Consider the following 26437-nt stretch of genomic DNA (forward strand, 5'->3'; position numbering starts at 1 on the left):
CATTGAGCCTGTCTGCAGCGTAAGATGCCTTAGTCGTCTTTCAAACGGAAGCGTGAAGTGAGGGGCATGAGCTGCCGCACCGGTGACGGCCAGCAGATCAATCGCGCGCCAATGTGCGGAGCAGGACCTCGATCACATCGTAGAAGTCCTCCCGCGCTTCAGGAGAAAGCTCCTCAGCACTCACAGCTTGGTAGTCGACTGCCAGAATCATGTCCCAGATCAGGCCGAGCTCCTGCCGTTCCGCTTCAGTGCGCAAGCGGCTGGCCCGGTTCCGCGCCGGAGCAATATGCTCGTGCTGCAATCTGGCTACGTCAAAAAGAGGCATTACGGACTTTCCTGAAACACGCGAGTGGGGCAGATCCCGTCCTGCGGCGGCACGATCCGGCTTGTACACGGCCCGTGTGCAATCCTTGGGTGCCTTGTTAGAATAGTTCCAGGCAGTCACTTGTCATAGCAATCGAAAGTGAGCTCTGCGGTTGCAATTTGTAGCAAGTCCCGTCAGTTCTTGACTTCCGGCGCCGTTTTGCCGTCCGCTCCTTGTGTCAAAACCCGTTGTGCAGCCTGCACAATGCGCAAGTGATGTTGACATTCGCGCCGTTCCCGCAGAAAACAGCCATGAATGGCTGGCGCAGCAGCGCGGGAGTGCTGCAGCCGGGAAAACTCCGGCAAACCAGCGGCTTGCAGCACGTAAGCGAGACGGGACAGACACAATGGTGGCGCGAATCTACCGGCCGGCGAAGACGGCCATGCAGTCGGGCAAGGCCAAGACGCAGCGTTGGGTGCTTGATTATGAGCCCGAAGTTGCGCGCAGCATTGACCCGCTGATGGGCTACACATCGTCCTCGGACATGAAGCAGCAGGTGCGCCTCTTCTTTGAAACCTGTGAAGAAGCCGAAGCCTATGCGCAGCGCAAGGGTATCGCCTACCGGGTTGAAAAGCCGAAGGACCGGACCATTCGCGGTGCAAGTTATTCGGACAATTTCCGCTTTGACCGGCATGCGCCCTGGACCCATTGAGGCGTATCTGACCGGGTGAAGCCTCCCAGGCTCCGTACGCCGCCCGTACCGCTTTCGTGGCGGTCTTTGAATTGGACACCGGGCAAAGCCGTCCCTGCGGCGTGCCCCGTGCGGCTTGATCCGCGCAAACGGCCCCTTAGCTCAGCTGGATAGAGCACTCGCCTTCTAAGCGAATGGTCGCAGGTTCGAATCCTGCAGGGGTCGCCAACAACCATCGGAAATATTGACATTATTGCTGGCGCCGCAAGGTGCCGGCGGCTGTAGGCGATAGTTTGGTCCGCGGCCGTTCGCTGCCGCTTTGGGCCAGAGCGCTCCCAGCGCGGGTGCCTTCATGTCTCGGCTGGCAAACTTCAGGTCCTGCTAGCCTGCGGTTTTGTTCTGTTGGTGGCATGTTGGCCAGGAGGCGTAATCAGGCGGGCCATCGTTGCAAAACGAACGGGGCAGGCCAACAGCCGCTGGCCTGCCCCGGGAAGAATGGCCGAGGTGTGAAGGACGCCTGCGAGACCCTGCCCGGACAATCCACGGGCAGGGGGCGCCAGCGGGCCTTGCTCAGCCCGCTTTTGTGCTCCGCAGCAGATCGCCCGGCGACAGCTTCGCCCGCAAGGCCTCATTCACATCGGCGGCATCATCATCCAGCGCGTTGGCTGCCATGGTCAGCAGATAGGCGCAGAAAGTGCGGCCATCCTTTTCAGCTTCGCGGCGGGTGAAATAGATCATGCGCTTGAGGGACTCCGCAGACATATCCTGCATGGCGTCATGGCCATGCACTGTTTCCGCGGCTGCTTCAGCCTTTGTCAGTCCTGCAGCTTTCGACATGTGCAACCTACCGTTCTGATATTGACCGGTTCTCCGGCCTTGCGTGAAATACCCAGTCCTTGGGCGGCTGCTGGTTTCCCGGCTCACTGAAAACCAGCCTGCCACGACACCGGTACGTTGATCATCGGGTTGTAGCGTGAAATGAACGTGATAGGTTGACTATGATTGCGGTAAAGATGAAGAATCGGCACTCTTGAGTTGCAAGTTGTGCCTGTGCCTTGAGAAATCTATCCTAGTACATGAGCAGAAATAGCAAGGGCATGGTTGAGGGCCGGAGTGTCTGCAGCGGAATTGATTGCTTCTGGTCCGGAATGATTGTGGGACGATCAGCATGACGAGGTTGTTTTTCAGGACGCTCGGGGTGCCGCAGCTTGAAGACAGCGGCGGCAGGGCGTTGAGTCTGAAGACGCGAAAGGCCTTGGCCATTCTTGGCTATCTGGTGCGCTGTCCCGGAGGGACCGAAACGCGCGGTGAGCTATCCGCCCTGCTGTGGAGCGACGGTGACCGCTCCCGTTCCGCCATGTCTCTGCGCCAGGCCCTCAGCCACATCCGTCAGGTCGAGAAAGAGGCTGGAATGCGGCTGGTGGTGGCAACACCCTCCACCCTGTCGCTCTTGCGTGAAAACATTCAGACAGACATTGATGTGCTGACACGGGGCGTAGGCGGGGCCGATCCTGGTGAACTGGACCGTATAAGCTCGCTCTGGGCCGGTGATTTCCTGCATGGCTTTGACGTGCTTGATCCGGCATTTGGCGAGTGGCTTGCCGTCGAGCAGGCGCGCGTGCGGTCGGTCCTGAGCAAGAAGATCACGGAGGTGCTGGAAGAAAGCCGGGCAGGGATTGGCCAAGCCGCTTGTGTCAAGCGCGAGCGGCTGGCGCGGTTTCTTCTTCTGCTTGATCCAGCCAATGAATATGGGCACCAGGAACTGATCCGGCATTTTCTGCGTCAGGGCCAGAAGGAGAAAGCGCAGCAGCAGTTCAGAGACTGTGCCCGGGAGCTGCGCAATCTCCTCGATATCGAACCCTCGGCAGAAACGCGCCGTTTGCTTGAGGACGTGCCGGATGCTGGCGGCTCTGAAGGGCATCTGGCTGCGCCTGCACAAACCTCTGGCGCCCGTACGGAGGCTGGGCAGCAAAGCGTCGTAGCCTTTCCCGTGAGCAGGAGGGCCGTGTCTGCGCCGCCCCCCGCCATGGCGCCGGCCGCTGACAGCGAAGCTGGCCGGTTCTCTCCCGCTGGCAGCATGGAGACGTCCGTCCCCGGTGAGATGCGTCTGCCGGTCATTTCGATCTCCAGCATGGCCTGGGACGAGACAGCCGGAGATGAGACGGCATTTGCCGTTCGCGAAGAGGTGGTGACGGGGCTTTCGGCTTACCGGTCGTTTGAGCTCTATGAGGCTGCCTATTGGGCGGGTGACGGCAGCATTGCGCCGGTGCGCGTGGATGGCGGAGATCTGGGCAGCTTCCTGCTGCGCTTTCACCGGGACCGGACGCTCAACCGGCTTGGCATCCAGCTGGAGAACAGGACCAGCGGGCAGATCGCCTTTCACGAGCTGATTGACCTCGATCTGGTAAAGTCCAGTCACGAGCTTCACGAAGCCGTCTACCGGACGGTCAGCCGCATCCACAGTCATATTATCGGGCGCCTGCGCCAGCGGCCAGGCCGCAGCCCCTTTGGCCGCTGGTGCCAGGTTGAGTCGCTCATCTGGGAATTCAATGCCTCTGCCGACCGCAAGGCTCTGGCCATCATGCAGGATCTGCAGACGAGTGATCCGTCTTTCAGTCTCACCTATGCCGGGCAGGCTTCCATCCTGCTGAAGCAGGCCCTGTTCTATCCGACGGCCGAAACGCCGCTGGCTGATGCCGAACATGTGCTGTCGCTGACAGAAAAGGCCGTGGCTCTGGATCCCTGGCAGGTGGTGAACCACCGGGTGAACGGCTGGGCCTTGATCCATTCCCGCCGTGCGGATGATGCCCGCCGTTCCTTTGTTCAGGCATTGAAGCTCAACCCGCTCGATCCGATGAACACAATTTCCGCAGCCGAGGCCTTGGCCTATATCGGCGAGAGGGAACAGGCATTGAAGACGGCCGAGAAGGGGTTTGACGGGCTGATCGTTACGCCGCGCATCGTCTATGGATATCTGGCGAATGTGTTCTTTGCGCTTGGCGACTACGAACGGTCGGCTGACTATGCAAGACGCGGCCCCTTCGACAATCTTCACGGTCTGGCCACCCGTTTTGCCGCGCTGTACCGTGCCGGACATATGCAGGATGCGGAAGCTGCGCGCGCCCTCCTGCTGCAGTGTATGGAGCGTCAGCTCGGAACCAGCAGCCGCTGGCAGACTTCACGGCAGCTGCGGCAATGGCTGGACAGCGTGAATCTGTTTCAGGATCCGGAGGCGCGGGCCTCGTTTGATCTGGCCATGAACAGCCTGCGTGAAACTGTCGGGCTGGCGCGGCACGCCTGAGGAGCGAGGGGGCATGAGCGTGCTGCTGCAAGCGGCATCAATGCAGCGGGCCCGCCACTGCGCTCTGGCCAAGGCCGCTTTCGATCTCCTGCAGATAGGCGGCATCGCCGCGGGCAAGCTTGTCGGCATTGTAGCGGAACGGAAGCACCACATGCCGGGCCTCAGCCGTCTCCACGACAATCTTGAAGTCAAACAGCGCCGTTAGGTTTGCAGGCAAACCGGCAGCGGCAAGGACAGCAGCCGGATTGCGGCAGAGTGCATCACGCTTGTCAGGATCTGCTGCTGCTTCAGCCAGAATGCGGCCAAGCACGGGGATTTTGGAGGCGGGCAGGGGAAAACGCGCCATGGCACCTGTCCTTGCATGGGCTGCTGAATGCGGCATGGACAGGTCAGCCCGCCAATGTGAGGACTGACCTGTATCCCGGTCTTATTCCGGCAGGATGTCGTAGAAGCACGCACCCAGAGCCTTGCGGCCAAGCTCTTCGAAATAGGTTTCGTCAGCGGCCGCAAGGCGGGCGGTGTCGATGACCGAAGGAATGACCAGATGCACGGTGTCGGCACTGTCCGCATGGATGGTGACGCCGGAAAGGTGCTTGGCAGCAGCGGTTGCAGCTTCGCCGGCAGTCGCCGCGTCGTTCACGGTCTTGCCGATGAGCGCGCCAAGGGAGAGCTTACTGTCGAGAATGGCTTCCTGCTTCATGACGAACCTCTTCATTCTGGTGTTGTTGCCTGGCAGCAGGGTAACGGCCTCCGTTTCGGGAAACGCATGCGTTTCACGATGAAAGGGTCTTGCCTGATGCTGGTGTCACGTGCTCCCGTCAGCAGACTGACCGGGGCGTCCGTTCCACATTCAGGCTGCGACGGGTTCGGCCGTTCGGCAAGAGGCACGCTGGACCTCGCCAGCATTGCAACCTTTGAACGGTGAAGGCTTGTGGAAAAGGCAGTGGCACAAAATGGGGCATTTCTGCGGGCTGCCGAAAAGGCTGTAGCGGACCCTGAAGGGGCGTTCACAGCTGTGGCGCAAGGAGGAAGCGGAACGGACGCGACGGCCCAGGCTCTGTCCTTCCTGATGTCCTGCGGCCTTCTGCGGCAGTGCGGCGGCAGGTTGCAGGCCGCTGAGGGTATTCCGGTGCAGACCCTGCGCCTGTTTGCAGGGTTTCTGGACCGTTTTGCCCCCCGGATCGCCTTTGCGCCGCTGGCGGACTGTCCGGTCCATGTTTGTACGGCAATGCCAGGCCTCTTGCCTCGGAGTTGGGGGCAAGAGGCTCTGCAGCCGCTCATGGCGCAGCTGGCTTGCGGCGGGCAGGGGCTCGAGCGGCACCGGGCGGTGCTGGGCTGCCTTGGCGAACTGGCGGAAAGGCTCAGTCTGATCTCGCAGGGGCATGAGGATCCGCTGGTGCTGGAGCGGCAGGCAGAAGACGGGGAGGAACTGCCAGCCGGTGACTTCCTGCAGTTCAGTGCTGCTCAGGAGAAGGGACTGGCCGCCCGCGTTCCCGCGCTTGCGGCGGTTTGGGAGGGCCAAAGCATAGGCTGGAACCGGCTGTCCCGGCGCCGGATGCGTGTTAGCTCTGCCTTCTCAGGCGGGACGGCGCTGATTCCCGCCTTTGCCGTTCTGCTTGGCGAAGGGCAGAACGCAGGGATACCCCAGGTTCCGCTAGGGTCAACCTTGGGGGCAGCGGTCTGGACGGATCGGGAAACGGCAGCCCGGCGCGCGGTGCTGGAACTTGCCGAACGGGATGCTGCCGGGATCTGGTGGCACAACCGGCTGGGGATAACCCCTGTGTCCTGGGCCCAGGTGAGGGCGTATCTGCCTAAAGTATGTGCAGACTGGCTCTCCGGACGAGAGCGCGTCACCCAATTTCTTTACTTGCCAGTTGACTTTTCCCTCCACGTGGTCGCCGCCGTTTCCTACGGCGAAGACGGAAAATCCGGTGTTATCGGTGCCGCTGGCGGGCTGGAACCAGGTGCGGTGCTTCAGTCTGCAATCGGGGAACTCGTGCAAGGTGAATTGGCGCTGGATCTTGCCGGCCGGGCATCTGCGCCGGGCAAAAGTGGCAGTCCGGGCTCTGCTTTGTTGTCTTACGCGGCAAGGGACGTTCGGCAGGATCTGCGGCTGGAGGTGTCTGCAGCCTCTGTCGTGCGGGAACTGGAACGGGAGTTTTCCTGGCATGAGTTTGAAGCCTCACTCATAGCGCAGAATATCCGGGTCTGGCTGGCAGATTGCTCTAGGCCCGAGACCGGGCTTATGTGCATGAAGGCGATCAGTCCCGATCTGTGCTCCTGGCTCCCCCGCTTCGGTAATTCGCGGCTCTTCACGTCTCCTGTCCGGTGGGGGTTGAGGCCATTTCCTGCAGACGAGGGGGAGTTTTCCGGGAGGCTCTATCCGTTCTGATCTGCCGGGTGCTGTCACATTCAAGCTCCTGCCGGTTTGCAGGGGCAGATGTTTGCTGCTGTCAGATGCGTGAAATTCCGGATGGCAGAGCGCTTGACAGGTCCGGTCTGACGGCTTAGAAAAAACCTGAGACTGATACTCCACTTTTGGAGCGGCGCTCTCACCGGCTTCGTGCCGGTTCCCCTCTTGGGGTCTCTGGAAACCAGACTTTAAAGGCGGGCTTTTGCCCGCCTCTTTTTTGTCCGGATTGTGAAGGCCGTCAACCTGGGCGGCCATCTTCTTTCGGCCGGGCGAGCGTCATCACCCAGAAATGACGCCACTTGCCGGTTGGCCGGCGCACTCGCGAAATGCCAACCCGTGTCACGTAGGGGTTGAGAAGGTTGCGGCGGTGCCCGGCAGAGCCCTTCCACCCGGCCATGGCAGCATCGAGACTGTCATAACCGGCACCGAGGTTTTCCGCCGCGGCATAATGTTCGTAGCCATGCCCATCCAGGCGGCGGGCAAGGGCGATGGCTCTGTGCTCGCGCGTATTCATGCTGTCCCAACGGGCAATGTGATTGGCCATCCATGCCGAGATTTCGTTCAGACGCCCATCGGCGCGCAACGGTGGCAAGCCGTTTTCTGCGCGGAAACCATTCAACCTCTGCAGCATCTCATCCCGGTCAACGGAAACCGGTTCTATGGGCACATTGCGGTCGAACTGGCTGCCCGATCCGCCGCCGCAGGCCGCAAGGGGAAGAACGGCAGCGCCAAGCAAGGTCAGGCGCAGGGCGTCGCGCCGGGTAAGGTTATGTCTCAGCATCATCCCTCAGGGTGTTGAAAAAAATCATTTTTCGCCAGGCCAGCTAACGCCCTTGTCAGCAAAGAAGGGATATGGACCCGGATATGCCTCTACATAGTGAAGATGGCTGGACAAACCAGCCTCCGGGTCGAGCCGGTGCACAAAAAATGCAGGAGGTTCCATCACGAATTCGGCAGGGGCTTCTGGCGAGAAGTCCAGAACGCAGGCATGGGCTGTGCTGGGGCACAGGGTCATGACCGTACCGGCAAAACGGGCGATGATTGTCCGGTGTACATGGCCGCAGATCAGCCGCTCCACGTGATGATGGCCCGAAAGGATCGCCGCAAGCGCCTCGGTGTCCGCAAGGCCGATCACGTCCATATGAGCGATGCCGGTCACCTTGGGCGGGTGATGAAGGGCAACGAGGGTGGGTGTGTGATCAGCACCAAGGGTCTGGTCAAGCCAGGCGATCTGTTCCCCGCCCAGCCGGCCATAAGGCTTGCCCGCAACGCTGCTGTCCAGCACCACAAGGCGCAGGCCGCCGATGGTAACGGCATAATGCAGCTTGTCCCCGGCGGGGGCATCCCCCACGCCCGGAAAACCCGCCAGCTCGCTGCGTATGGCGGCCGTCAGGTCATGATTGCCTGGCATCACATAGACCGGGCAGGAGAGCTGCTGGCAAAGCTGGCGCAGCAGGGCATATTCCCGCTCATCGGCGCCGTCTGTCAGATCGCCGGTAATGACAACGGCATCGGGTTTCTGCGGCAGGGCGGCAATCGCACGAAAGGCCCGGGCCGCCAGCATGTTTGTGTCGCTCACCCTGTAGCAGGCAAGACCGCGCGGGCGCAGGTGCAGGTCGGTTATCTGGACAATCAGGGTCATCAGCCTTGGGTTCCGCTCCATGGAAAGGGCAGGAGGACGATAGTGGAAACCGCGTTTCGCGCAAGTCTCAGGTTCCCCTTTGGATTGCTCTCCTGTAGGAAGCGGTGCAGCATCACATGGCAGGTGCAAACGGTTCCGGAACAGTCATATGCATGAGACCGAGCAGCAGACAGGCGAGAGCATCGAAGGCGGCGCAGCCGGCATGGCACAGGCGCGCGATCCACGGCCGCATACGGCCTGGCTGAAGCTGCTTGGGCATGACCTGTTTGCCCCCGCATTGCTTCTTCTTCTGGCGCTGTTCATGTTTGTGCCGGGCCAGTCGGCCGTTCCACCGCTTGACCGGGACGAGCCGCGGTTCACGCAGGCCACCAAGCAGATGCTTGAAACCGGCGACTATATGGACATCCGCCTGCAGGAGGAGCCGCGCTACAAGAAGCCGATCGGCATCTACTGGCTGCAGGCAGCGGCCGTGAAGATCACCGGGCATGACGCATCAGCGCCATTGTGGGTCTACCGGCTGCCATCGCTGCTGGCGGCACTGACGGTGGTGCTGGCGGTCTATTGGACGGCACGCGCCTTCACCGGGCCGCCCGCCGCCCTCGTGGCCGGCATGCTGGTGGCTCTGGCGCTGATCCTTGGTGTGGAAAGCCGCCTCGGCAAGACGGATGCCACGCTCTTTGCTTCCATCGTTCTGGCGCAAGGAGCACTGGCGCGGATCTATCTGGCAGATGATGCCACACGGCGCCATTGGGGGCTGGCGCTGGTCTTCTGGATAGCGCTGGCGCTCGGCATTCTGGTCAAGGGGCCCGTGGCGCCAATGATCGTGGGCCTGACGGTGGCCGCTCTCGCCCTGATGCGCCGCCGGATTGGCTGGTTCCGCGCCGCCGCACCGCTGCCGGGTGCCGTTTTGACGCTCCTGCTGGTGCTGCCGTGGTTTGTGGCGATCTGGATTGCGTCCAAGGGCACGTTCTTTGAAGAGGCCATCGGCCGTGATCTGATGGGCAAGGTTGCGGAAGGTCAGGAAAGCCACGGCGCACCGCCGCTGACCCATCTGGCGGCAATGCTTGTGGTGTTCTGGCCGCTGCCGGCCTTTCTGGTTCTGGCGGCCCCGCGCATCTGGGCGCTGCGCTCCCTTCCGCTCGTGCAGTTCTGTGCTGCCTGGTTCGTTCCGGCCTGGGTGGTGTTTGAACTGGTGGCGACCAAACTGCCGCATTATACCATGCCGCTGCTTCCCGCCCTTGCGCTGCCCGCCGCCCTGGTTGTCGTGGACGGGCGGCCCGCGTCCGGCCGTGTGCTGCGCTGGATTGCGGCTGTGCTGATGGCGCTGCTTCCGGTGGCAATTGCGGCAGCCTCGGTGGCCGGGCCGCTGTTCCTTGGCGACTGGCCGTCTCCTCCGGGCGTGGTTTTCTGCGCGATTGCTGCTGTGATCAGCGTCTGGGCTTCAATGCGCTTGTTGCGTGGTGACATGACGGGTGCCCTCTGGCGCTCCTGCGCGGCTGCGGTTGCCATGACCACCGGCTTCTGGGGCTTTGTGGGGCCTGGACTGTCGGCGATCTGGGTCAGTCCGCGTCTCGTGGCAGCGATTTCCGAAGCCGCAGACTGCACGCCTGTTAAGGTTGCCTCAGCCGGATTCAGCGAGCCGAGTTTCGTCTTCCTGCAGGGCACGGATACCGTTCTTGGTCCGGCGGAGGAAGCGGCAGCCTTCTTGGCGCAGGAGCCTGGTTCCTGCCGCGTTGCCGTCGTGGAAAGCCGTCAGGAACAGGCATTTCTGGCGGCCGCCAGCAACGATGGACTTGTGCCCGTGCTGGCAGGCAGGGTACAGGGCCTGAATATCAACGGGGGGCGGCAGCTTGATCTGGGGCTTTATGTGCCCGGACCTGCCGCAAGATAAGAGTGCAAGAGGTAAGGCCCCTGATGGCATCCGGTCGTTTTTCCAAGATGCGGCAGCGTTTTGCGGCAAATGTCGCCAGCATCCGCGCCATTATTGCCAACCGGCGCGCCCGGGCGCAGGGCCAGCATGAACCACTGCCTGCCGGTCAGCGTCCGCAGGACTTTCTGGCCATCCTGCTGTTTACAGCCGGCTTTGGCGTGGTGATGCTCGATATCCCTGCGATCCCGTGGGTGCGGGCATTGCCGCCGGAATATGGCGTGGTGTTTTCCTGGGTCACGGATCTGGGCAAATCCAACTGGATCCTTTGGTCTACCGGGCTATTCTGCCTTGCCTGTCTGGCTCTCGTGAATGCGAAGGTTCTCGCCGTGCGGGTGCGCATGGCCGGAGCCATGATCTGGACCTATGCGGCCTTTGTCTTCTACGCCGTCGCGCTCAGCGGCATTCTGGTGGTGATCCTGAAGTGGAGCATCGGCCGCGCCCGTCCAAAGCTCTATGAAGTGGCCGGTCCGGTCGAGTTCAGCCTATTCGCCTTCAACAGCACCTACACCAGCTTTCCTTCGGGCCACTCAACCACGATTGCGTCTTTTGCGCTGGCATTGGCGCTGATTTTTCCTGCCTGGCGCTGGCTGATTGCCGCTGTTGCCTTTTGGGCAGCCTTCAGCCGCGTGATGGTTGGTGCCCATTACCCTTCGGACGTTGCCGCCGGTCTTGTGCTGGGGGCTGCGACCACGCTTTACTGCGCCCGCTGGATGGCCAAGCGCCGCATCGGATTTGTTCTGCAGCCCGGCGGCCGGATCAGGCCCATTGCCAACGCCTTCTCGGCGAGGGCAGCCTTCCGGGCGCTTTGGAATGCAGCGCTCGGGCGCCGGTCTGCGACCGTGCATTCAGCCGCTGTACAGGATGAAAAGTGAGATGCCGATGAACGGTACAGAGCTGGGCATGGCAGCTGCCGGACCTGAAGTGAGTGTTATCGTGCCTGCCAAGGACGAGCGCGATAACCTGCCTATCCTGCTGGACGAAATTGCCGATGCGCTGCAGGGCCGGACCTTCGAGGTACTGGTGATCGACGATGGCTCGACCGATGGCACCGATCAGGTTCTGGCCAGCTATGCCGCATCCCACCCCTGGCTGCGCCCCCTGCGCCATGCCCGTTCCGGAGGCCAGTCCTGCGCGGTGCGCACGGGACTGCGCCATGCCCGTGGATCGATTGTTGCCACGATCGATGGCGATGGGGAGAATAACCCGGCCTATATTCCTGAGCTGATGGCTGCGCTGGAAGCTGGCGGTCCATCCGTGGCCCTTGCTGCCGGGCAGCGGGTTGGGCGCAAGGCGAGCCGCGCCAAGCGCATCGCCTCGCGGCTTGCCAACCGCCTGCGCGGCGCGCTGCTGAAGGACAACACCCGCGACAGCGGTTGCGGCCTCAAGGCGCTGCGCCGTGAGGTCTTCCTTCAGCTGCCCTATTTCGACAGCTGGCACCGCTTCCTGCCTGCGCTGGTGATCCGCGAAGGCTATGGCGTGGTGCATGTGGATGTGCTGGACCGGCACCGCCGCCACGGCACGTCCAAGTATGGCATTTTCGACCGGGCTCTGATTGGTGCACTCGATCTGCTCGGTGTGTGGTGGCTGCGCCGCCGCCGCAAATCCATCCCCGAGGTTTCGGCCATCGAACCGGCCGCCGGACCCCGTTGAGACCACGCCGGAGCGGACACAGGAGCCGCAATTCAGATGAACGCTTTGCTTGACTGGCTGCATACGGTTTTCGTGGAGCAGCTGGATGTTTGGGTTATCCTTGGCTTCGTCGCCCAGTTCATGTTCTCGATGCGCTTTGTGGTGCAGTGGATTGCATCGGAGCGGGTAGGGCGGTCCATCGTGCCGGTGGCCTTCTGGTTTTTCTCGATCGGCGGCGGCACCCTGCTGCTGATTTATTCGATCCAGCGTCAGGACCCGGTATTCATCGCGGGACAGGCCCTTGGCCTGATCATCTATATCCGGAACCTGTGGCTGATCTTCAAGGAGAAGCGCCGGGATCCCACGATCTGAACGCAGCTTTTTGGTCTGCTAACAAACAACGGGCGGGATGGTCAGCATCCCGCCCGTTGCTCTTTCGGCACAAAGCCTTTCTCAGGCAGCGCGGATGGTGCCAAGGAAGCGGGAAAGCTCGCGGTTGAGCTGATCGGCCTGCTTGGCGAGATCGGCCGAGAAATGCAGCACGTCCGTGGAGGCGGAGCTCGATTCCTGCGCCGCGCGGGTCACTGTGGTGATGGCACCCGACACTTCCGCCGTGCCGCTGGAGGCCTGCTGCACGTTGCGGGCAATTTCCTGCGTGGCGGAAGACTGTTCTTCCACCGAGGCAGCAACTGCGCCGCTGATCTGGCTCATCTTGCGGATGGATTCGGCGATGTCCGTGATGGCAGCGGCCGAGTCCGTTGTTGAGAGCTGGATGGAGGCCACCTGCGAGGCAATTTCCGTGGTGGCCTTGGCGGTCTGGTCGGCAAGCTGCTTCACTTCGGCGGCAACCACCGCAAAGCCCTTGCCGGCTTCACCCGCACGGGCCGCCTCGATGGTGGCATTGAGTGCGAGCAGATTGGTCTGGCTGGCGATACCATTGATCAGCTCGACGATGTCGCCGATCTTCTGAGCCGCATCCGACAGGCTGTGAACCTTGCGGGCTGCCGTATCGGCATCTGTCACCGCGGCATTCGACATGCGGTTGGACTGGTCGACCTGACCAGCGATCTCGCGTACGGAGGCTGTCAGTTCCTCCGTCGCAGCCGCCACGGTCTGAACGTTTGCCGAGGCCTGCTCGGCAGCAGCTGCCACGGTGATGGACTGCTGGGACGTGTGTTCCGCGTTGGAAGACATGGCCTGCGCTGCCTTTTCGAGCCGGTTTGCAGCGACAGTCACATTGCTCACGATGCCGCCGACGGCATTTTCAAATTCCTTGGCAATGCGCGCCATCATTTCCTTCTGGCGGGTTTCGGCGCTTGCCTTCTCCGCATCTGCTTCCTGCTGCAGGCGTTCCTTCTCGATGCTGTTTTCCTTGAAGATCAGTGTGGCCTTGGCAACTGCACCGATTTCGTCACGGCGGTCAGTGCCTTCGACAGCGACAGTGTTGTCGCCATCAGCAAGCCGGGTCAGCGTTTCGACCATCGCGGAAATCGGCTTGGCGATGCCATACTGGCTGACATAAAGCCCGACGCCAATGCCGGCGATAATGGCGATGACGGCGGTGACCACCATGGTGGTTGCGGCAGAGATGGCAGAACTGGACGCCGTCTCGCGCTGGGTCTTCATCATGTCGCCGGAGTAGGTGCTGTAGACCTTGACCGCGTCCGTCACGGTTTTCTGGCCAGAAAGAGCGGTTGCAAGGGCACCGTTTATGGCTTCCCCATTTGCCGGATCCTTGGCGGCTACGTCCACCATGGCAATGATGGTCTTGAAATAGGCATCCATTGCCTTGCGCACATCCGCCAGCTGCTGCTTCTGCGCGGTGTCGGCCACAGCTTCGAGAACCGGCAGGCGGGCGAGCATTTCCTTGGAGCGGCGGTCTGTCTCTGCGCGGAAGTCGGAGGCTTTTTCGGGGGCGAGTGCCAGCTGATAGGTCATGCGGCTGATGGCAATGATATCGATCCGCAGGTCCATTGCTTCGCGGGCTGCCTCTTCGGAAGCTCCGACTTCCGTGAAGGAATGGCTGAGAGCGTTAATCTGCGTCCAGGCGACGGCTGCGATCCCGGTTGCGCAAAGTCCCATGAGAATAAGGACCGCCAAAATCTTCTGGACGATGGGAATATGCTTGAGTGCCATCGGTAGGGCCTTTCTGCCGGAGCGGAAGAATCTGGCCGTAACGATAGGATGTGGTGATTACTGAAGCTTTAAATGAAGATGACAGATGGGTGACGTTGAGGACGTGTGGTCCGGCCCTTTTGTAGTTTCATATTGTGCGTAGTCTTCTGTCAAAATCTTGGGTTGTAAAATGCAAGGCGGCAGGTCTTCCGGTTTTATTTTTGCGGTGCACAAAAAATCAGCCGCCCTGCGGGCAGCTGACTCCTACTGCTGGCTGTAATCAGCGGTCTCAGCTGCCGGAAATCTCACTGCGGAAAGGCGGATTGGCACCGGCGCGTGAAACCGTAATGGCCGCGACCGCCACGGCACGGGCCAGAGCGGCTGCAAGGCTCTGCTCCGCAATGCCTGCAATTGCCTCCTTGGTCAGGAGCCCGGCATCGTCAAGCGCCGAAAGGAAACCTGCGTTGAACGTGTCGCCGGCACCGACTGTGTCCACCACCTCGACCTTGCGGGCCGGAACGGTCACGTCGAGCGTGCGGGTCATAGCCCTTGCGCCATCCTTGCCAAGGGTGAGGATGACAATCTTCACGCCGCTGGCAATCCAGCCCTTTGCAAGGGCTTCGAACGGTTCACCGGGGGCCAGCCAGTCCAGGTCCTCATGCGAGACCTTGATGATGTCTGCCTGCGGAATGATGCGGGCGAGTCGGGCGCGGTAAGCAGCTTCATCGGTGATGAAACCGGGGCGGATGTTGGGATCGAGCGAGATCACACGGGCGGGGGCTTCACGCGTCAGCAGGGCTTCATAGGCGGTGCCGCAAGGCTCGCCGATCAGGCTGATGGCGCCGAAATGCAGGGCGCTTGTTCCGTCCGGCAACACTGGCAGATCTTCCGGTGTGATCAGGCGTCCGGCCGAATTTTCGTCATAGAAAGTGTAGGTGGCATCGCCGTTCACCAGCCGCACGAAGGCAAGCGTCGTGGGGCGGGCAGAGCGGATGCACAAGTCTAATGTGACGCCAGAGGCCGCAAGATGGGCCAGAAGCTGCTCGCCGAAGAGATCCGTTGATACGCCGCACAGAAACCCCGCTTTGTTGCCGAGGCGGCCAAGCGCAAGGGCCGTGTTGAAGATGGCGCCGCCCGGGACCGGCAGAAAGGCTGTGCCTTCCGTGCCCACCGTTCTGGGCAGCATGTCCATCAGCGCTTCGCCGCAACACAAGATCATCCGCGTTCCTCCCAGTTTACGGACCAAATCAGCTCCGCACTGCTTGTGCCCCGGCTTTCTGGCGCTTGCAAGGGCTGAGGCATCTCCGGAAGGGATCAGTCTCGCGGCTTGATGCGTCCGGGCGGGCGGCGGTCGATGAGGGAGAGAACCAGCGGCGCAAAGGAAATCAGCAGCACGATACGGGCGATGTGGTGGCTGGCCACGTAGGCGACTTCTGCTTTCATGGCGAGGGCAATGAGGCTCATTTCGGTGAGGCCGCCGGGTGCATAAGCCAGCACGATCTGCGAGGTGGTCTGCCCGATGAAAGCGCCGAAGACGAGCGCAAACAGCAAGGTCACCAGCAGGGTCATCAAGGTGGCGCCGAAGCTGAGGGAGACGGCATGGATCACCTCGCGCCGTCCGGCTCCTAGAAACCGGCAGCCCATGATGGTGCCCATCAGCACCTGACAGGCGATCACCAGCCCCTGCGGCGGGGCGCTTGTGGTGATGCCGGTGACATGGACGGCGGCGCTCAGCAGCATGGGGCCGACGAGGGTTGCAGCAGGCAGGCGCAGTTTCAGCGCCACGAAAGCGCCGATGACGCCACAGGCCGCAAGGATGACAAGATCCTGCCAGGACGGGCTGCCGCCCTTGGTGATGGTGGTGCCTACGCTCTGGCCCTCGATGATGCGGAACCAGAAGGAAATCAGGCTGATGGTGACGACGATGCGGGCGGCATGCGCCAGAATGATCTTGCGCTCGTCGCCGCCCAGATCCTTTCCAAGGCTGACCATTTCCATCAGCCCGCCCGGCATGCCGGAACAGAAGGCGGTGATACGGTCAAAACCGCCCACCTTCATGTAGAAGGGAACCGCGAGAACACCGGAAACGATGAGATAGAGCGCCAGCAGGCCGAGCGAGATGACCCAGTCGCCGAGCTGTCCCATGAGTGCTGGCGAAAATCCGGAGCCGAGCAGCACGCCGATGACTGCCACAAGGGCAGGGCGGATGCGGTTCGGCGGCAGGATCGGGGCACCGAAGATGGAGGCCACCATGGTAAAGAGCATGGAGCCCAGCATCCACGGCAGCGGCATATGAGCCAGCCAGAACAGGAGACCGCCTGCACCTCCGAGGAGCGCGCCAAAGGCAATGCGGCGCATAAGTTCGGGCGTCAGGGCACGGGCTTTTTCTGTGCCTGAGGCTTCAGGGCCAGGCTGTTCGGAGGCGGGATCTTGTCGGGACACGGGGGAACTGCGGGTCGGGGAGCGTCACGGTGAAAGCGCACCACAGCCTCGCTTCAAAAAAGAAACCCTCCGGCCCCGGTGCACATCGAACTATAGGCAGCTTGTTGCCATGAGACAACCGCAGCCTGTCCTTCATGCACCGGCCCCGCGGCCGGAGGGATCTCCTGAAGGTTGGGGTCTTCAGGAAATGTCCATGACAATGCGGCCGTCGATCTGACCGGCGCGCATCTTGGCAAAGATCGCGTTGATATTGTCGAGCTTGTCCATCGCGTAATGCGCCTTCACCTTGCCATCTGCGGCAAAGGCGAGGGATTCGGCCAGGTCATTGCGCGTGCCAACGATGGAGCCGCGGATGGTCTTGCGGTTGAGCACCGTGTCGAAGATCGGCAGCGGGAAGTCCCCGGGGGGCAGGCCGCACAGGGCCATGGTGCCGCGCCGGGCCAGCATGCCGAAGCCCTGTGCAAAGGACTTGGTGGAGACGGCCGTGACGAGCACGCCTTCTGCTCCGCCCAGCTTCTGCACCTCGGCCACAGGATCGGTGGTCAGTGCATTGATCGTCAGATCGGCGCCGAGACTGCTGGCGAGCTTCAGTTTGTCGTCGCTGATATCGACGGCGACCACCTTCATGCCCATGGCGCGGGCATATTGCACGGCCATGTGGCCGAGACCGCCAACCCCGACGATGACTACGGTTTCGCCGGGTTTCGTTTCGGTTTCCTTGAGGCCTTTGTAGACCGTGACGCCGGCGCAGAGCACGGGCGCTGCCGGGGCGAAGTCGAGGCCGTCGGGCAGGTGGCCCACATAGTCCGGATCGGCCAGCACGTATTCGGCAAAGCCGCCGTTGACGCTGTAGCCAGTGTTGTGCTGGTCGTGGCACAGGGTTTCCCAGCCGCCCATGCAATGCTTGCAATGGCCGCAGGCTGAGTGCAGCCAGGGAACGCCCACCCGGTCGCCTTCCTTGACGCCCTTGACGCCGGAGCCGACTTCGCAGACATAGCCGACGCCTTCATGGCCGGGAATGAACGGGGGATTGGGCTTCACGGGCCAGTCGCCTTCGGCGGCATGAAGATCGGTGTGGCAGACGCCGCTCGCCATCATCTTGACGACGATCTTGCCCGCCGTTGCTTCCGGCTTCTGAACCTCGCTGATGTCGAGCGGGGCTCCGAAAGCCCTGACGACGGCTGCTTTCATCTTCGCAGACATGTGCTGTCTCCTTCCGTCCAGCAGGAAATCGCTGGGCCGCGCGGAAACTGACATTTCCGGGTAGCGGCTCGCCATGAAGGTGCCAGCGAAGAGACGGTATCATCCTTGCGCCAGATCAATTGCCGGTTGTTTCTTGGGGCAGTCTGTGGCTTGACAGCCGGGGCGCCGCACCGAACCATGGCGCAACAGTCAGATCCATCAGGAGTTTTCCGCCATGAGCCAGTCCACCTTCAAATCCTGGGCTGAAACTGCCCCGAAGCTCGTGGCGGTGGCGGCCGGGCGGGCGCCTGCGGATCTCGTCATCCGGGGCGGGCGGCTCGTTAACGTGCAGAGCCGGGAAATCCTCGATGGCTGGCAGGTGGCGGTCAGTGAAGGCCGCTTTGCCTATGTGGGCCCCGATGCCTCGCACTGCATTGGTGAAGGCACGAAGGTGGTGGAGGCGGATGGGCGCTTCCTCATTCCGGGGCTGCTCGATGGTCACATGCATGTGGAAAGCGGCATGCTGACACCGGCGGAATTTGCCGCTGCCGTCATTCCCCACGGCACCACCACGATCTTCCACGATCCGCATGAGATCGCCAACGTTTTGGGTCTGGCGGGCGTGAAGATGATGCATGACGAATCGCTGCTGCAGCCCATCAACATGTTCACGCAGATGCCCTCCTGCGCGCCGTCCGCGCCGGGGCTGGAAACGACGGGCTTCGAAATCTCCGCCGAGGATGTGACTGAAGCCATGAGCTGGCCGGGCATCATCGGTCTGGGCGAAATGATGAACTATCCAGGCGTCATCAACGGCGACCCGCAGATGCTGGCCGAAATGGCCGCGACCATGGCCGCAGGAAAGACGGTTGGCGGCCATTATGCCAGCCCCGACAGGGGCATTCCCTTCCATGCCTATGTGGCGGGCGGTGCGGCGGATGACCACGAGGGCACGGCGGAATCCGATGCCATCGCCCGCGTGCGGCAGGGCATGCGCTCCATGATGAGGCTGGGCTCTGCCTGGTATGACGTGGAAAGCCAGATCACCGCGGTGACGCAGAAGGGGCTCGATCCGCGCAACTTCATCCTTTGCACCGATGACTGCCACTCCGGCACGCTGGTGAACGATGGCCACATGAACCGTGTGGTGCGCCATGCGATCGCCTGCGGCTGCGATCCGGTGATCGCGCTGCAGATGGCAACGATCAATACAGCCTCCCACTTCGGCCTGGAGCGGGAGCTTGGCTCCATCGCGCCGGGGCGGCGGGCGGATGTGATCCTTACCTCCAGTCTGACCGACCTGCCTATCGAGGATGTTTATGCCCGTGGCGTTCTGGTCGCCCAGGGGGGCAAGCTGCTTGCGGAGTGCCCGCATTATGACTGGCCGCAGAGCGCGCGCGAGACTGTGCGGCTCGGCAAGGTGCTGGAGGCGGCTGATTTCGCCATTCCCGCGCCTGCCGGTGCCAATGCGGTGAAGGCCCGCGTTATCGGTGTCGTTGAAAATCAGGCTCCTACCAAGGCGCTGACGGCGGAGCTTCCCGTCTCTGGCGGGCTGGTGGAGGCGGAAGGAGAGGTCTGCCAGATTGCGCTGGTGGAGCGTCATCGCGCCACGGGTAAGGTGGTCAACGGCTTTGTCTCCGGCTTCGGCTACACGGGAGATATGGCGATTGCCTCCACCGTTGCCCATGACAGCCATCACATGATCGTCGTCGGCACCAGCCGCGAGATGATGGCCAAGGCTGCAAACCGTCTGGGCGAGGTGGGCGGCGGTGTCACCGTCTGGAAGGACGGCAAGGAACTGGCGCTGGTGGAACTGCCCATCGCCGGTCTCATGTCCGACAGCCCCGCCGTGGATGTCGCCGCGAAGGCGGCAGCGATGGTGGAGGCCATGGCGGCCTGCGGCTGCACTCTCAACAATGCCTACATGCAGCACTCGCTGCTGGCGCTTGTCGTGATCCCCGAGCTGCGCATTTCCGATCTCGGGCTTGTTGATGTCATCCGTTTTGAAATGACGGATCTGATCATGGAGAATGCGCAGTAGCAGGTTGCAAGGACTTCCTCCCCGGCTACGTTCCCGCACAAGGTGGGGACGTAGCCGGGGATGGGCTCAAGCTGCCACGTTTGCCGCCTGGGGGTGGAAGCAGGCGGAGACGTGGGTGGGCTGGCCGCTGGCCGGAACTAGCTCCGGTTTCTGATTGCGGCAGAGATCGGTTGCAAAGGCGCAGCGCGGGGCAAAGGAACAGGAAACGGGCTTCGTCTCCAGCGCGGGCGGTGAGCCGGGGATGGCGTCGAGCCGCTGGCCCTTGACCACATCATGCAGGTTCGCCGCCAGAAGGCCGCGCGTGTAGGGATGCTGCGGGTTGCGAATGATCTCGCGGGCCGGGCCCATCTCCACGATATTGCCCGCATACATGACCGCGATCCGGTCCGATACTTCGATGGCAACGCCAATGTCATGGGTGACAAAGATCACGCCCATGCCGAATTCCTTCTGCAATTCGCGCAGCAGCAGCAGGATCTGGATCTGCACGGTGGCATCAAGGGCGGTGGTCGGCTCATCGGCCAGCAGCAGCTTGGGGCGGCAGGCGAGGGCGAGGGCGATCATGGCGCGCTGGCGCATGCCGCCGGACATTTCATGCGGATAGTTCTTCAGCCGACGCTCGGGCGAGGGGATGCGAACGCGGGTGAGCATGTCCAGCGCCACATCCATGGCGGCCAGTTTGCTCACGCCCTTGTGTCGCATGACGGTTTCTGCGATCTGGTCGCCGATGGTGAAGACCGGATCGAGCGCCAGCGCCGGTTCCTGGAACACCATGGACACCTCGCGGCCCCGGAAGGCGGAGAGGGCGGCGCCCTGCAGCTTCATCACGTCGGTGCCGTTCACCCTCACACTGCCTTCGATTTCCGTCCGGCGCGGCGGCAGAAGGCGCAGCAGCGTCTTCAGTGTCACGCTCTTGCCGGAGCCGGACTCACCCAGCAGCCCTAGCGTTTCACCCTGCTGCATGGTCAGGCTGACGCCGTTGATGGCATGGACCGTGCGCTCGCCCTTGAAGCGGACGGTGAGGTTGTCGAACTCCATCAAAGGGGCAGCGGTGGTCATTGTGCCAGTCGCTGTGCCAGTCGCTGTGCCAGTCGCTGTGCCAGTCGCTGTGCCAGTCGCTGTGCCAGTTGCTGTGCCAGTTGCTGTGCTCGTCATTCCGCGGCCTCCTTCAGGGCAAGGCTGTGGCCGGAGGCGGGCTCCAGCATGTGGCAGGCCGCCATGTGCTCATCCGTGCCGGGAAGGGCGGCAAGGGCAGGCTTGGCCGCCGCGCAGACGCCTTCGGCAAAGCGGCAGCGGGTGTGGAAGCGGCAGCCGGTGGGCGGGTTGATCGGGTTGGGCGGATCGCCTGCAAGCGGTGGTTCCATGGTGCGGTTGTCCGGGTCCATGGAGGGCATCGCAGCAAAGAGCGAGGCGGTGTAGGGGTGCGCCTGCCGCTCGTAGATGCTCTCCGCTGGGCCGATTTCCACCACTTCGCCCAGATACATCACCATCACCCGGTCGGAGATGTAGCGCACCACATTCAGATCATGAGAAATGAAAACGTAAGTCAGGCCCAGTTCTGCCTTGAGGTCGTTGAGCAGGTTCAGCACCTGCGCTTCCACAGACTTGTCGAGGGCGGAGACGGCTTCGTCGAGGATGACGAGGCGCGGAGCCATGGCAAGTGCGCGGGCGATGTTGATGCGCTGGCGCTGGCCGCCGGAGAGTTCGTGCGGGTAGCGGTGGGCAAAGCGGGCTGGGTCCAGCCCCACCTTTTCCATCAGCCGGCGGGCGCGCCCTTCCGGATCGTCCATGCCATGCAGCTTCGGGCCGAAGGCGATGGAGTCGAGGATGGTGAGGCGCGGATTGAGCGAGGCGTAGCTGTCCTGAAACACCATCTGCACGCCGCGCCGCAGATCCTTCAGCGCCAGTTCCGCGCCCAGCGCTTCGCCGTCGAAGATGATCTGCCCGGCATCATGCGGGATGAGGCCGATCAGCAGGCGTGCGGTGGTGGACTTACCGCAGCCGGACTCACCGACGATACCGAGCGTCTCACCTTTTTTCACATGGAATGAAACGTCATCCACCGCATGCACGGTGCCGGTGCGCCGGTTGAGAAGGCCGGAGCGGATAGGGAAGTGCTTGGTCAGGTTCTGGGCCATCAGCAGGGGCTGGGCCGGGCCGCCCCTGTCTTCGGTTTGTGCAACAGTGTCTGCGTTCAAGGCTCTTGTGGCTGTCATTGTGCGTGCTCCTCAGTCCTTGACGTTCATCGCGCTGCGCAGGCCGTCGCTGAGCAGATTGAGGCAGAGGGAGGTGGCAAAAATCATCAGGCCGGGCAGGGCGGCGACATAGGGGTTCACGTAGATCGCCGTACGCAGAGTGTTGAGCATCAGGCCCCATTCCGGCTCAGGCGGACGTACGCCGATGCCGAGGAAGGAGAGGCCGGCGGCGAGGATCATGCACACACTGGTGAGGCTGGTGGCATAGACGAAGACCGGCCCCAGAACGTTGCTGATCACATGGGCGCGGATGATGGTGAGCGCGCCGCCGCCGCTTGCCCGCGCTGCGTCGATATAGTCGAGCGAGCGGACGCTTGCGGTGGCGCTTTCGGCGACGCGGGCAATGGGCGGGATGAAGACGATGGTGAGCGAAACCAGGCTGTTGACGATGCCGGCGCCCAGCGCGCTGGAAATGGCGATAGCGAGCAGCACGGACGGAAAGGCGAAGAAGATGTCCACGGTGCGCATGATCACCGTGTTGAGCCAGCCGCCCGCATAACCGGCAATGATGCCCAGTGCCGAGCCGATGAAGAAGGCGAAGACGACCGGCATCAGTCCCACAAACAGGGTCAGGCGGCCGCCGTAAATCAGCCGGGCCAGCATGTCGCGGCCCTGCTCGTCGGTGCCAAGCGGATGGCCGTCGAAGCCGATGGGTTTCAGGCGGCGGATCATGCTGGCCTTGTATGGGTCGGCCAGGCCGAGATACGGGGCAAAGATCGCGGCCAGAACGAGCGCCGCCAGAATGACGAGGCAGATCACGGCCAGCCGGTCGCGGGTGAAACGGCGGGCGACGCCGGACCAGTAGCCGCGGGCTGACTGAACCACGGGAGCGGCGATCGTGGCCGGGCTTGCTGCGGGGCTTGTAACGCTCATGGCTCAGGCCCTCTTGATGCGCGGGTCGATGGCGGCCTGTGCCACATCGACGAGGAGGTTCATGGTGACGAAGAACATGGCGAGCACCAGGATCGTGCCCTGCAGCAGCGGAAGATCGCGCTGGAAGATTGCGTTGGACAGGAGGAATCCGGAACCGGGCCAGTTGAACACGGTCTCGATCAGGATCGAGCCGCCCAGCAGATAGCCGAGCTGCAGGCCCATGACAGACAGGGCCGTGGGTGCGGCATTCCACAGCACGTGGCGCAGCACCTCGCGGTGGCGCATGCCCTTGGCATAGAGCGCCTGCACGAAGTCCATCGTGAGAATATCGCCCACCAGCGCCCGCACCGTGCGGGCGACCAGCCCGATGGGCACAACAGACAGGGTGACGGATGGCAGGATCAGATACTTGAAATGCTCGAAGTCCCAGATCCATTCGCCCGAGCCGCCGGGCCCTGCGCCCATGGCCGGAAGCCAGCCAAGCTGAACGGAGAAAATGATCACCAGCACGATGCCGAGCCAGTAGTTGGGCACGGAGACGCCGGTGATGGCAGCGCCCGTCACCAGCCGGTCAAAGGCGGTGCCGCGCCAGTATCCAGCGAGAAATCCGAGCGTCAGGCCGGCAGGAAAGGCGATGAGGCTTGCCATCATTGCCAGCAGCAGGGAGTTCTGGACTGCGCCGAATACTTCCTCAGCCACCGGACGGCCCGTCGCGATGGACTTGCCGAGGTCGCCGGTCACGACCTTGCCGACCCAGATGGCGTATTGAACGGGTAAGGGCTTGTCGAGCCCGTAGGCCGAGCGCATGGCTGTCTGTTCTTCCTGTGTCGCGTCAACAGGCATGATCGCCGTCAATGGATCGCCGGGGGCGATATGCACAAGCAGGAAGCAGATCAGGCTGACGCCGATGGCAACCGGCAGCACATAGATCAAACGGCGCAGAAGATAGATGAACATGGGCGGGGGCCGCTCTTCGCTGGAAACCGGTGTCTTTTGCGTCCCGGCTCTTGCGGCCGGTCTCACTGGGAAAAAGCCCGGCGGAGAAGACCTCCGCCGGGCAGAAGGCCTCATTCCATCGTGATGGAGGAGAAGTTCAGGTACCAGTTCTGCGGCTGGACGAAGCCCTTCACCTTGCCGGTCATGGCGCGGGGCGCAACGTCATGGGTGACCATCAGGAACAGCGCGTCATTGACGAACTTCTCGTGGGTCTTGCGGATCACCTCATCCTGCTTTTCGGGATCGAAGGTGGTCTTGATCTGCTTGAACAGGTCTTCCATCTCCGGATCGCAGTAGTGGCCCCAGTTGGTGCCGTTCGGCGCCACGAGGTCGCAGCTCAGGTGGCGCAGGAAGCCGGTGAACGGGTCCTGGATGAAATAGGTGAAGTTGATCGACTGGGAGCCCTCGACGCTCGGGTCCTTTGCGCCGGCGCGCCACAGGTTGATCATCTGGTTCCATTCCACCACCATGAACTCCACCTCGATGCCCACTTCCGCAAGGCTCTGCTGGATGTATTCGTTCATGGGCAGCGGCAGCATCTGGCCGGAGCCGGATGGCGAGATCAGCGCCTTCACCTTCAGCGGCTTGTCCGGGCCGTAGCCGGATTCCGCCAGAAGGCGCTTGGCCTCTTCCGGGTCATACTTCACGTCAAAGGTGGGCTTGCCGAACCACTGGTTGGACGGCGGCACGAAGCCCTTGGCCGGGATCATCAGACCGCCCAGAAGTTCGGACAGGCCGTCGCGGTCGATGGCGAGGTTTGCAGCCTTGCGCACGTTGATGTCGTTCCAGGGCGAACCTTCGGCGCGCGACAGGTGCCAGGTCCAGTTGTGCGGATACGCATTGGAGGTGATCGTCATGCCCTGCGCCTTGATAGCCGGGAGCGTGTCCGGGGCAGGTGCTTCGATCCAGTCCACCTGACCGGAGAGCAGGGCTGCCGTGCGGGCGTTCGGCTCGGGCAGGGGCAGCAGAACCATCTTGTCGAGTTTCGGGATGCGCGCTTCATCCCAGTAGCCGGTGTTGGGAACGAGTTCTGCACGCTCACGCGGGACAAAGCTGGCGAGCTTCCACGGGCCGGTGCCAGACGGGGCCTTGGCGACTTCTTCCCAGTTCTTGCCCTTGGCTTCCCAGTTGGCCTTGGAGCTCATGAAGATCCAGGCGAGCTGGTAGGGCAGCGTCGCATCCGGAGCCTTGGTCACGACTTCCAGCGTGAAATCATCGATGGCCCGGTAGGTGGCGACAGCGGGAATGCGCGACTTGCCCTGCGCGGCCTGGCGCGGGTCATACTGTTCGGCATCGGTCTTCAGCAGTTTGTCGAGGTTCCACACCACATCATGGGCGGTGAAATCCGAGCCATCGTGGAACTTGACGCCCTGACGGATCTTGAAGGTCCACTTGGTGGTATCGGCCGGATCAACGCTCCACTCGGTGGCAAGGCCCGGCGTCAGGACAGACGGCTTGTCCGCGCTCGACAGGTCCCACTCGACCAGCGAGTCATAGACCGTGTAGCCGATGAAGCGCATGCCTTCGCCGCCCTGATCAACCTGACCGGTGGTGAGAGGAATATCCGATGCCGTCATGCCGATGCGCAGCGTGCCTGCTGCCAGGGCATGCATTGATGTGCCGGCAAGGGCGGCAAGCGAAAAAGCGGCAAGTGCTGCGCTTCGGAACGTCTTCAACGCCATCAATGTCTTCCTTCTCTGAGAGGTGCGATCTATTTCTTATTGAATGACTTTTCAGAACTTGCGGGTTTCGCAAGGTGTGGAAGTCATTTTAAATTTTTGACTTGAAGGTCAGGTTTTCGTGGGCTACCAAATCCTTCTGGTCTGACCAGATAAGCGTATGAACAGCGCATTTTTGATGCAAGGCGAAGATTTAGGCAGATATGACCAGTCTTTCACCACATGACGTGCACGGCACACTGGCGCTGCCGGAGGATGACGCGTCCGCCTCCGTCCCGGCGCGCGTGGCCCGGGCGATACAGGCGATGATTGCCGATGAAGGGCTGGAAGAGGGCGATGCCCTGCCATCCCAGCGCGATTTGGCCGGCATTCTGGGTGCGTCCCGGCCTTCTGTGCGCGAGGCGATTTCCATGCTGGAGGCACTGGGGCTGGTGCGGGTGGAGCAGCGGCGCGGGCTGTTTGTCGCTGCCGCCTCCGGCCTTCAGCCGGCGGATCTGTGGTCGCACGGCACGGGCTACTCGCTTGAGGAAACCTATCAATTCCGCATGGCGATGGAGCCGCAGGTGCTGCGTCTTGCCATGCCTGCCATCACCGGAGATGTGAAATGGCGGCTGTGGCGCTCTGTCGAAGCGCTGATGGCGGCCGCCCGCACGGGCCGCAGTGTCGAGGCGGCAGAGCAGGACACCCTGTTCCACGATCTCATCGTCGAGGCTTGCGGCAACCGCATCTTTCAGTCCATGCACCGGCAGATGGCGCGGGAGTTCCAAAGCAGCCAATGGGTGCCGATGGTGCGGATGGAGAGCATGGTTGAGACTGCAGCCGAGCATCTTGCCATCATGGAGGCAGTGGACCGGCTGGACCGGGATGCCGCCTGCCGCGCCATGGCTGCCCACATTCAGGGCGCCGCCCGGCGCGCTGGCATCGAACTGACCTCGTGAGGAAGA

The 26437-nt window shown here is 62.5% G+C and carries 24 protein-coding genes and 1 tRNA gene; 10 read left to right on the plus strand and 15 right to left on the minus strand.

Annotation, left to right across the window (positions count from 1 at the left end):
• Nucleotides 1-97: 97 nt before the first annotated feature.
• Nucleotides 98-325: a hypothetical protein gene (locus tag V6L75_RS00420; RefSeq protein ID WP_334249576.1), complete on the minus strand. Its 228-nt coding sequence runs from the start codon at nt 323-325 to the stop codon at nt 98-100.
• A 385-nt stretch (nt 326-710) separates the two neighbouring features.
• Between V6L75_RS00420 and V6L75_RS00425 the strand changes: the two genes are divergently transcribed.
• Together V6L75_RS00425 and V6L75_RS00430 are read left to right on the plus strand one after the other, a co-directional pair.
• A complete protein-coding gene (locus V6L75_RS00425; protein WP_019966239.1) occupies nt 711-1016 on the plus strand; it encodes an ETC complex I subunit in 306 nt (101 codons plus the stop codon).
• Nucleotides 1017-1146: 130 nt separating this feature from the next.
• Nucleotides 1147-1223 (plus strand) — tRNA-Arg (locus V6L75_RS00430).
• 342 nt (nt 1224-1565) lie between these two features.
• Here V6L75_RS00430 and V6L75_RS00435 read toward each other — a convergent pair.
• Nucleotides 1566-1832, minus strand: a complete 267-nt coding sequence (locus V6L75_RS00435; protein WP_208977403.1) for a hypothetical protein — start codon at nt 1830-1832, stop codon at nt 1566-1568.
• A gap of 331 nt (nt 1833-2163) precedes the next feature.
• Here V6L75_RS00435 and V6L75_RS00440 point away from each other — a divergent pair, with 331 nt between their 5' ends.
• Nucleotides 2164-4296, plus strand: coding sequence for an AfsR/SARP family transcriptional regulator (locus tag V6L75_RS00440; RefSeq protein WP_334249577.1), 2133 nt, complete (start codon nt 2164-2166; stop codon nt 4294-4296).
• 37 nt (nt 4297-4333) lie between these two features.
• Here the strand turns inward: V6L75_RS00440 and V6L75_RS00445 are convergent, their stop codons facing one another.
• Both V6L75_RS00445 and V6L75_RS00450 read right to left on the minus strand, forming a co-directional pair.
• The gene (locus V6L75_RS00445) at nt 4334-4642 is read right to left on the minus strand and encodes a hypothetical protein (protein ID WP_334249578.1); all 309 of its coding nucleotides are present in this window, start codon (nt 4640-4642) and stop codon (nt 4334-4336) included.
• Nucleotides 4643-4723: 81 nt separating this feature from the next.
• Complete coding sequence (locus V6L75_RS00450; RefSeq protein WP_334249579.1) at nt 4724-4996, minus strand: hypothetical protein; 273 nt, start codon at nt 4994-4996, stop codon at nt 4724-4726.
• A 579-nt stretch (nt 4997-5575) separates the two neighbouring features.
• Between V6L75_RS00450 and V6L75_RS00455 the strand changes: the two genes are divergently transcribed.
• Nucleotides 5576-6688 (plus strand): YcaO-like family protein, encoded by a 1113-nt coding sequence (locus V6L75_RS00455; RefSeq protein ID WP_334249580.1) that lies wholly within the window; start codon nt 5576-5578, stop codon nt 6686-6688.
• Between the two features lie 259 nt (nt 6689-6947).
• On the opposite strand, the gene V6L75_RS00460 is transcribed toward V6L75_RS00455, so the two are convergent.
• Both V6L75_RS00460 and V6L75_RS00465 read right to left on the minus strand, forming a co-directional pair.
• Entirely contained in the window at nt 6948-7490 is a 543-nt protein-coding gene (locus V6L75_RS00460; RefSeq protein WP_334249581.1) for a CAP domain-containing protein, read from the minus strand.
• Between the two features lie 24 nt (nt 7491-7514).
• Entirely contained in the window at nt 7515-8351 is an 837-nt protein-coding gene (locus V6L75_RS00465; RefSeq protein WP_334249582.1) for a phosphodiesterase, read from the minus strand.
• 148 nt (nt 8352-8499) lie between these two features.
• Here V6L75_RS00465 and V6L75_RS00470 point away from each other — a divergent pair, with 148 nt between their 5' ends.
• The 4 genes from V6L75_RS00470 to V6L75_RS00485 are packed head-to-tail and all read left to right on the plus strand — an operon-like array spanning nt 8500 to nt 12282.
• Nucleotides 8500-10242 carry a glycosyltransferase family 39 protein gene (locus V6L75_RS00470; protein WP_334249583.1) on the plus strand — a complete coding sequence of 581 codons (1743 nt, stop codon included), beginning with the start codon at nt 8500-8502 and terminating at the stop codon, nt 10240-10242.
• 23 nt (nt 10243-10265) lie between these two features.
• Nucleotides 10266-11153 (plus strand): phosphatase PAP2 family protein, encoded by an 888-nt coding sequence (locus V6L75_RS00475; RefSeq protein ID WP_334249584.1) that lies wholly within the window; start codon nt 10266-10268, stop codon nt 11151-11153.
• 7 nt (nt 11154-11160) lie between these two features.
• Complete coding sequence (locus V6L75_RS00480) at nt 11161-11931, plus strand: glycosyltransferase family 2 protein (protein WP_334249585.1); 771 nt, start codon at nt 11161-11163, stop codon at nt 11929-11931.
• Nucleotides 11932-11967: 36 nt separating this feature from the next.
• On the plus strand, nt 11968-12282 hold the full coding sequence (locus tag V6L75_RS00485) for a lipid-A-disaccharide synthase N-terminal domain-containing protein (RefSeq protein WP_334249586.1): 315 nt from the start codon (nt 11968-11970) through the stop codon (nt 12280-12282).
• 81 nt (nt 12283-12363) lie between these two features.
• On the opposite strand, the gene V6L75_RS00490 is transcribed toward V6L75_RS00485, so the two are convergent.
• The 4 genes from V6L75_RS00490 to V6L75_RS00505 all read right to left on the minus strand — a co-directional run bounded on the left by V6L75_RS00490 (nt 12364) and on the right by V6L75_RS00505 (nt 17670).
• Nucleotides 12364-14046: a methyl-accepting chemotaxis protein gene (locus V6L75_RS00490; RefSeq protein WP_334249587.1), complete on the minus strand. Its 1683-nt coding sequence runs from the start codon at nt 14044-14046 to the stop codon at nt 12364-12366.
• A gap of 268 nt (nt 14047-14314) precedes the next feature.
• Complete coding sequence (locus V6L75_RS00495) at nt 14315-15244, minus strand: carbohydrate kinase family protein (protein WP_334249588.1); 930 nt, start codon at nt 15242-15244, stop codon at nt 14315-14317.
• 95 nt (nt 15245-15339) lie between these two features.
• Nucleotides 15340-16467 carry an AbrB family transcriptional regulator gene (locus V6L75_RS00500; RefSeq protein ID WP_334249589.1) on the minus strand — a complete coding sequence of 376 codons (1128 nt, stop codon included), beginning with the start codon at nt 16465-16467 and terminating at the stop codon, nt 15340-15342.
• A 180-nt stretch (nt 16468-16647) separates the two neighbouring features.
• A complete protein-coding gene (locus tag V6L75_RS00505; RefSeq protein ID WP_334249590.1) occupies nt 16648-17670 on the minus strand; it encodes a zinc-dependent alcohol dehydrogenase in 1023 nt (340 codons plus the stop codon).
• A 214-nt stretch (nt 17671-17884) separates the two neighbouring features.
• On the opposite strand from V6L75_RS00505, the gene V6L75_RS00510 reads away from it, so the two are divergent.
• The gene (locus V6L75_RS00510) at nt 17885-19690 is read left to right on the plus strand and encodes an adenine deaminase (protein WP_334249591.1); all 1806 of its coding nucleotides are present in this window, start codon (nt 17885-17887) and stop codon (nt 19688-19690) included.
• 66 nt (nt 19691-19756) lie between these two features.
• On the opposite strand, the gene V6L75_RS00515 is transcribed toward V6L75_RS00510, so the two are convergent.
• The 5 genes from V6L75_RS00515 to V6L75_RS00535 all read right to left on the minus strand — a co-directional run bounded on the left by V6L75_RS00515 (nt 19757) and on the right by V6L75_RS00535 (nt 25496).
• The gene (locus tag V6L75_RS00515; protein ID WP_334249994.1) at nt 19757-20749 is read right to left on the minus strand and encodes an ABC transporter ATP-binding protein; all 993 of its coding nucleotides are present in this window, start codon (nt 20747-20749) and stop codon (nt 19757-19759) included.
• 92 nt (nt 20750-20841) lie between these two features.
• Nucleotides 20842-21906, minus strand: coding sequence for an ABC transporter ATP-binding protein (locus V6L75_RS00520; protein WP_334249592.1), 1065 nt, complete (start codon nt 21904-21906; stop codon nt 20842-20844).
• Between the two features lie 12 nt (nt 21907-21918).
• Nucleotides 21919-22818, minus strand: coding sequence for an ABC transporter permease (locus V6L75_RS00525; RefSeq protein WP_334249593.1), 900 nt, complete (start codon nt 22816-22818; stop codon nt 21919-21921).
• A 3-nt stretch (nt 22819-22821) separates the two neighbouring features.
• Nucleotides 22822-23775: an ABC transporter permease gene (locus V6L75_RS00530; RefSeq protein ID WP_334249594.1), complete on the minus strand. Its 954-nt coding sequence runs from the start codon at nt 23773-23775 to the stop codon at nt 22822-22824.
• 110 nt (nt 23776-23885) lie between these two features.
• A complete protein-coding gene (locus V6L75_RS00535; RefSeq protein WP_425498632.1) occupies nt 23886-25496 on the minus strand; it encodes an ABC transporter substrate-binding protein in 1611 nt (536 codons plus the stop codon).
• 200 nt (nt 25497-25696) lie between these two features.
• On the opposite strand from V6L75_RS00535, the gene V6L75_RS00540 reads away from it, so the two are divergent.
• Nucleotides 25697-26431 (plus strand): FadR/GntR family transcriptional regulator, encoded by a 735-nt coding sequence (locus V6L75_RS00540; protein ID WP_334249595.1) that lies wholly within the window; start codon nt 25697-25699, stop codon nt 26429-26431.
• The last annotated feature ends 6 nt before the right edge of the window (nt 26432-26437 follow it).

The organism is Pannonibacter anstelovis, assembly GCF_036881715.1.
GTDB lineage: Bacteria > Pseudomonadota > Alphaproteobacteria > Rhizobiales > Stappiaceae > Pannonibacter > Pannonibacter anstelovis.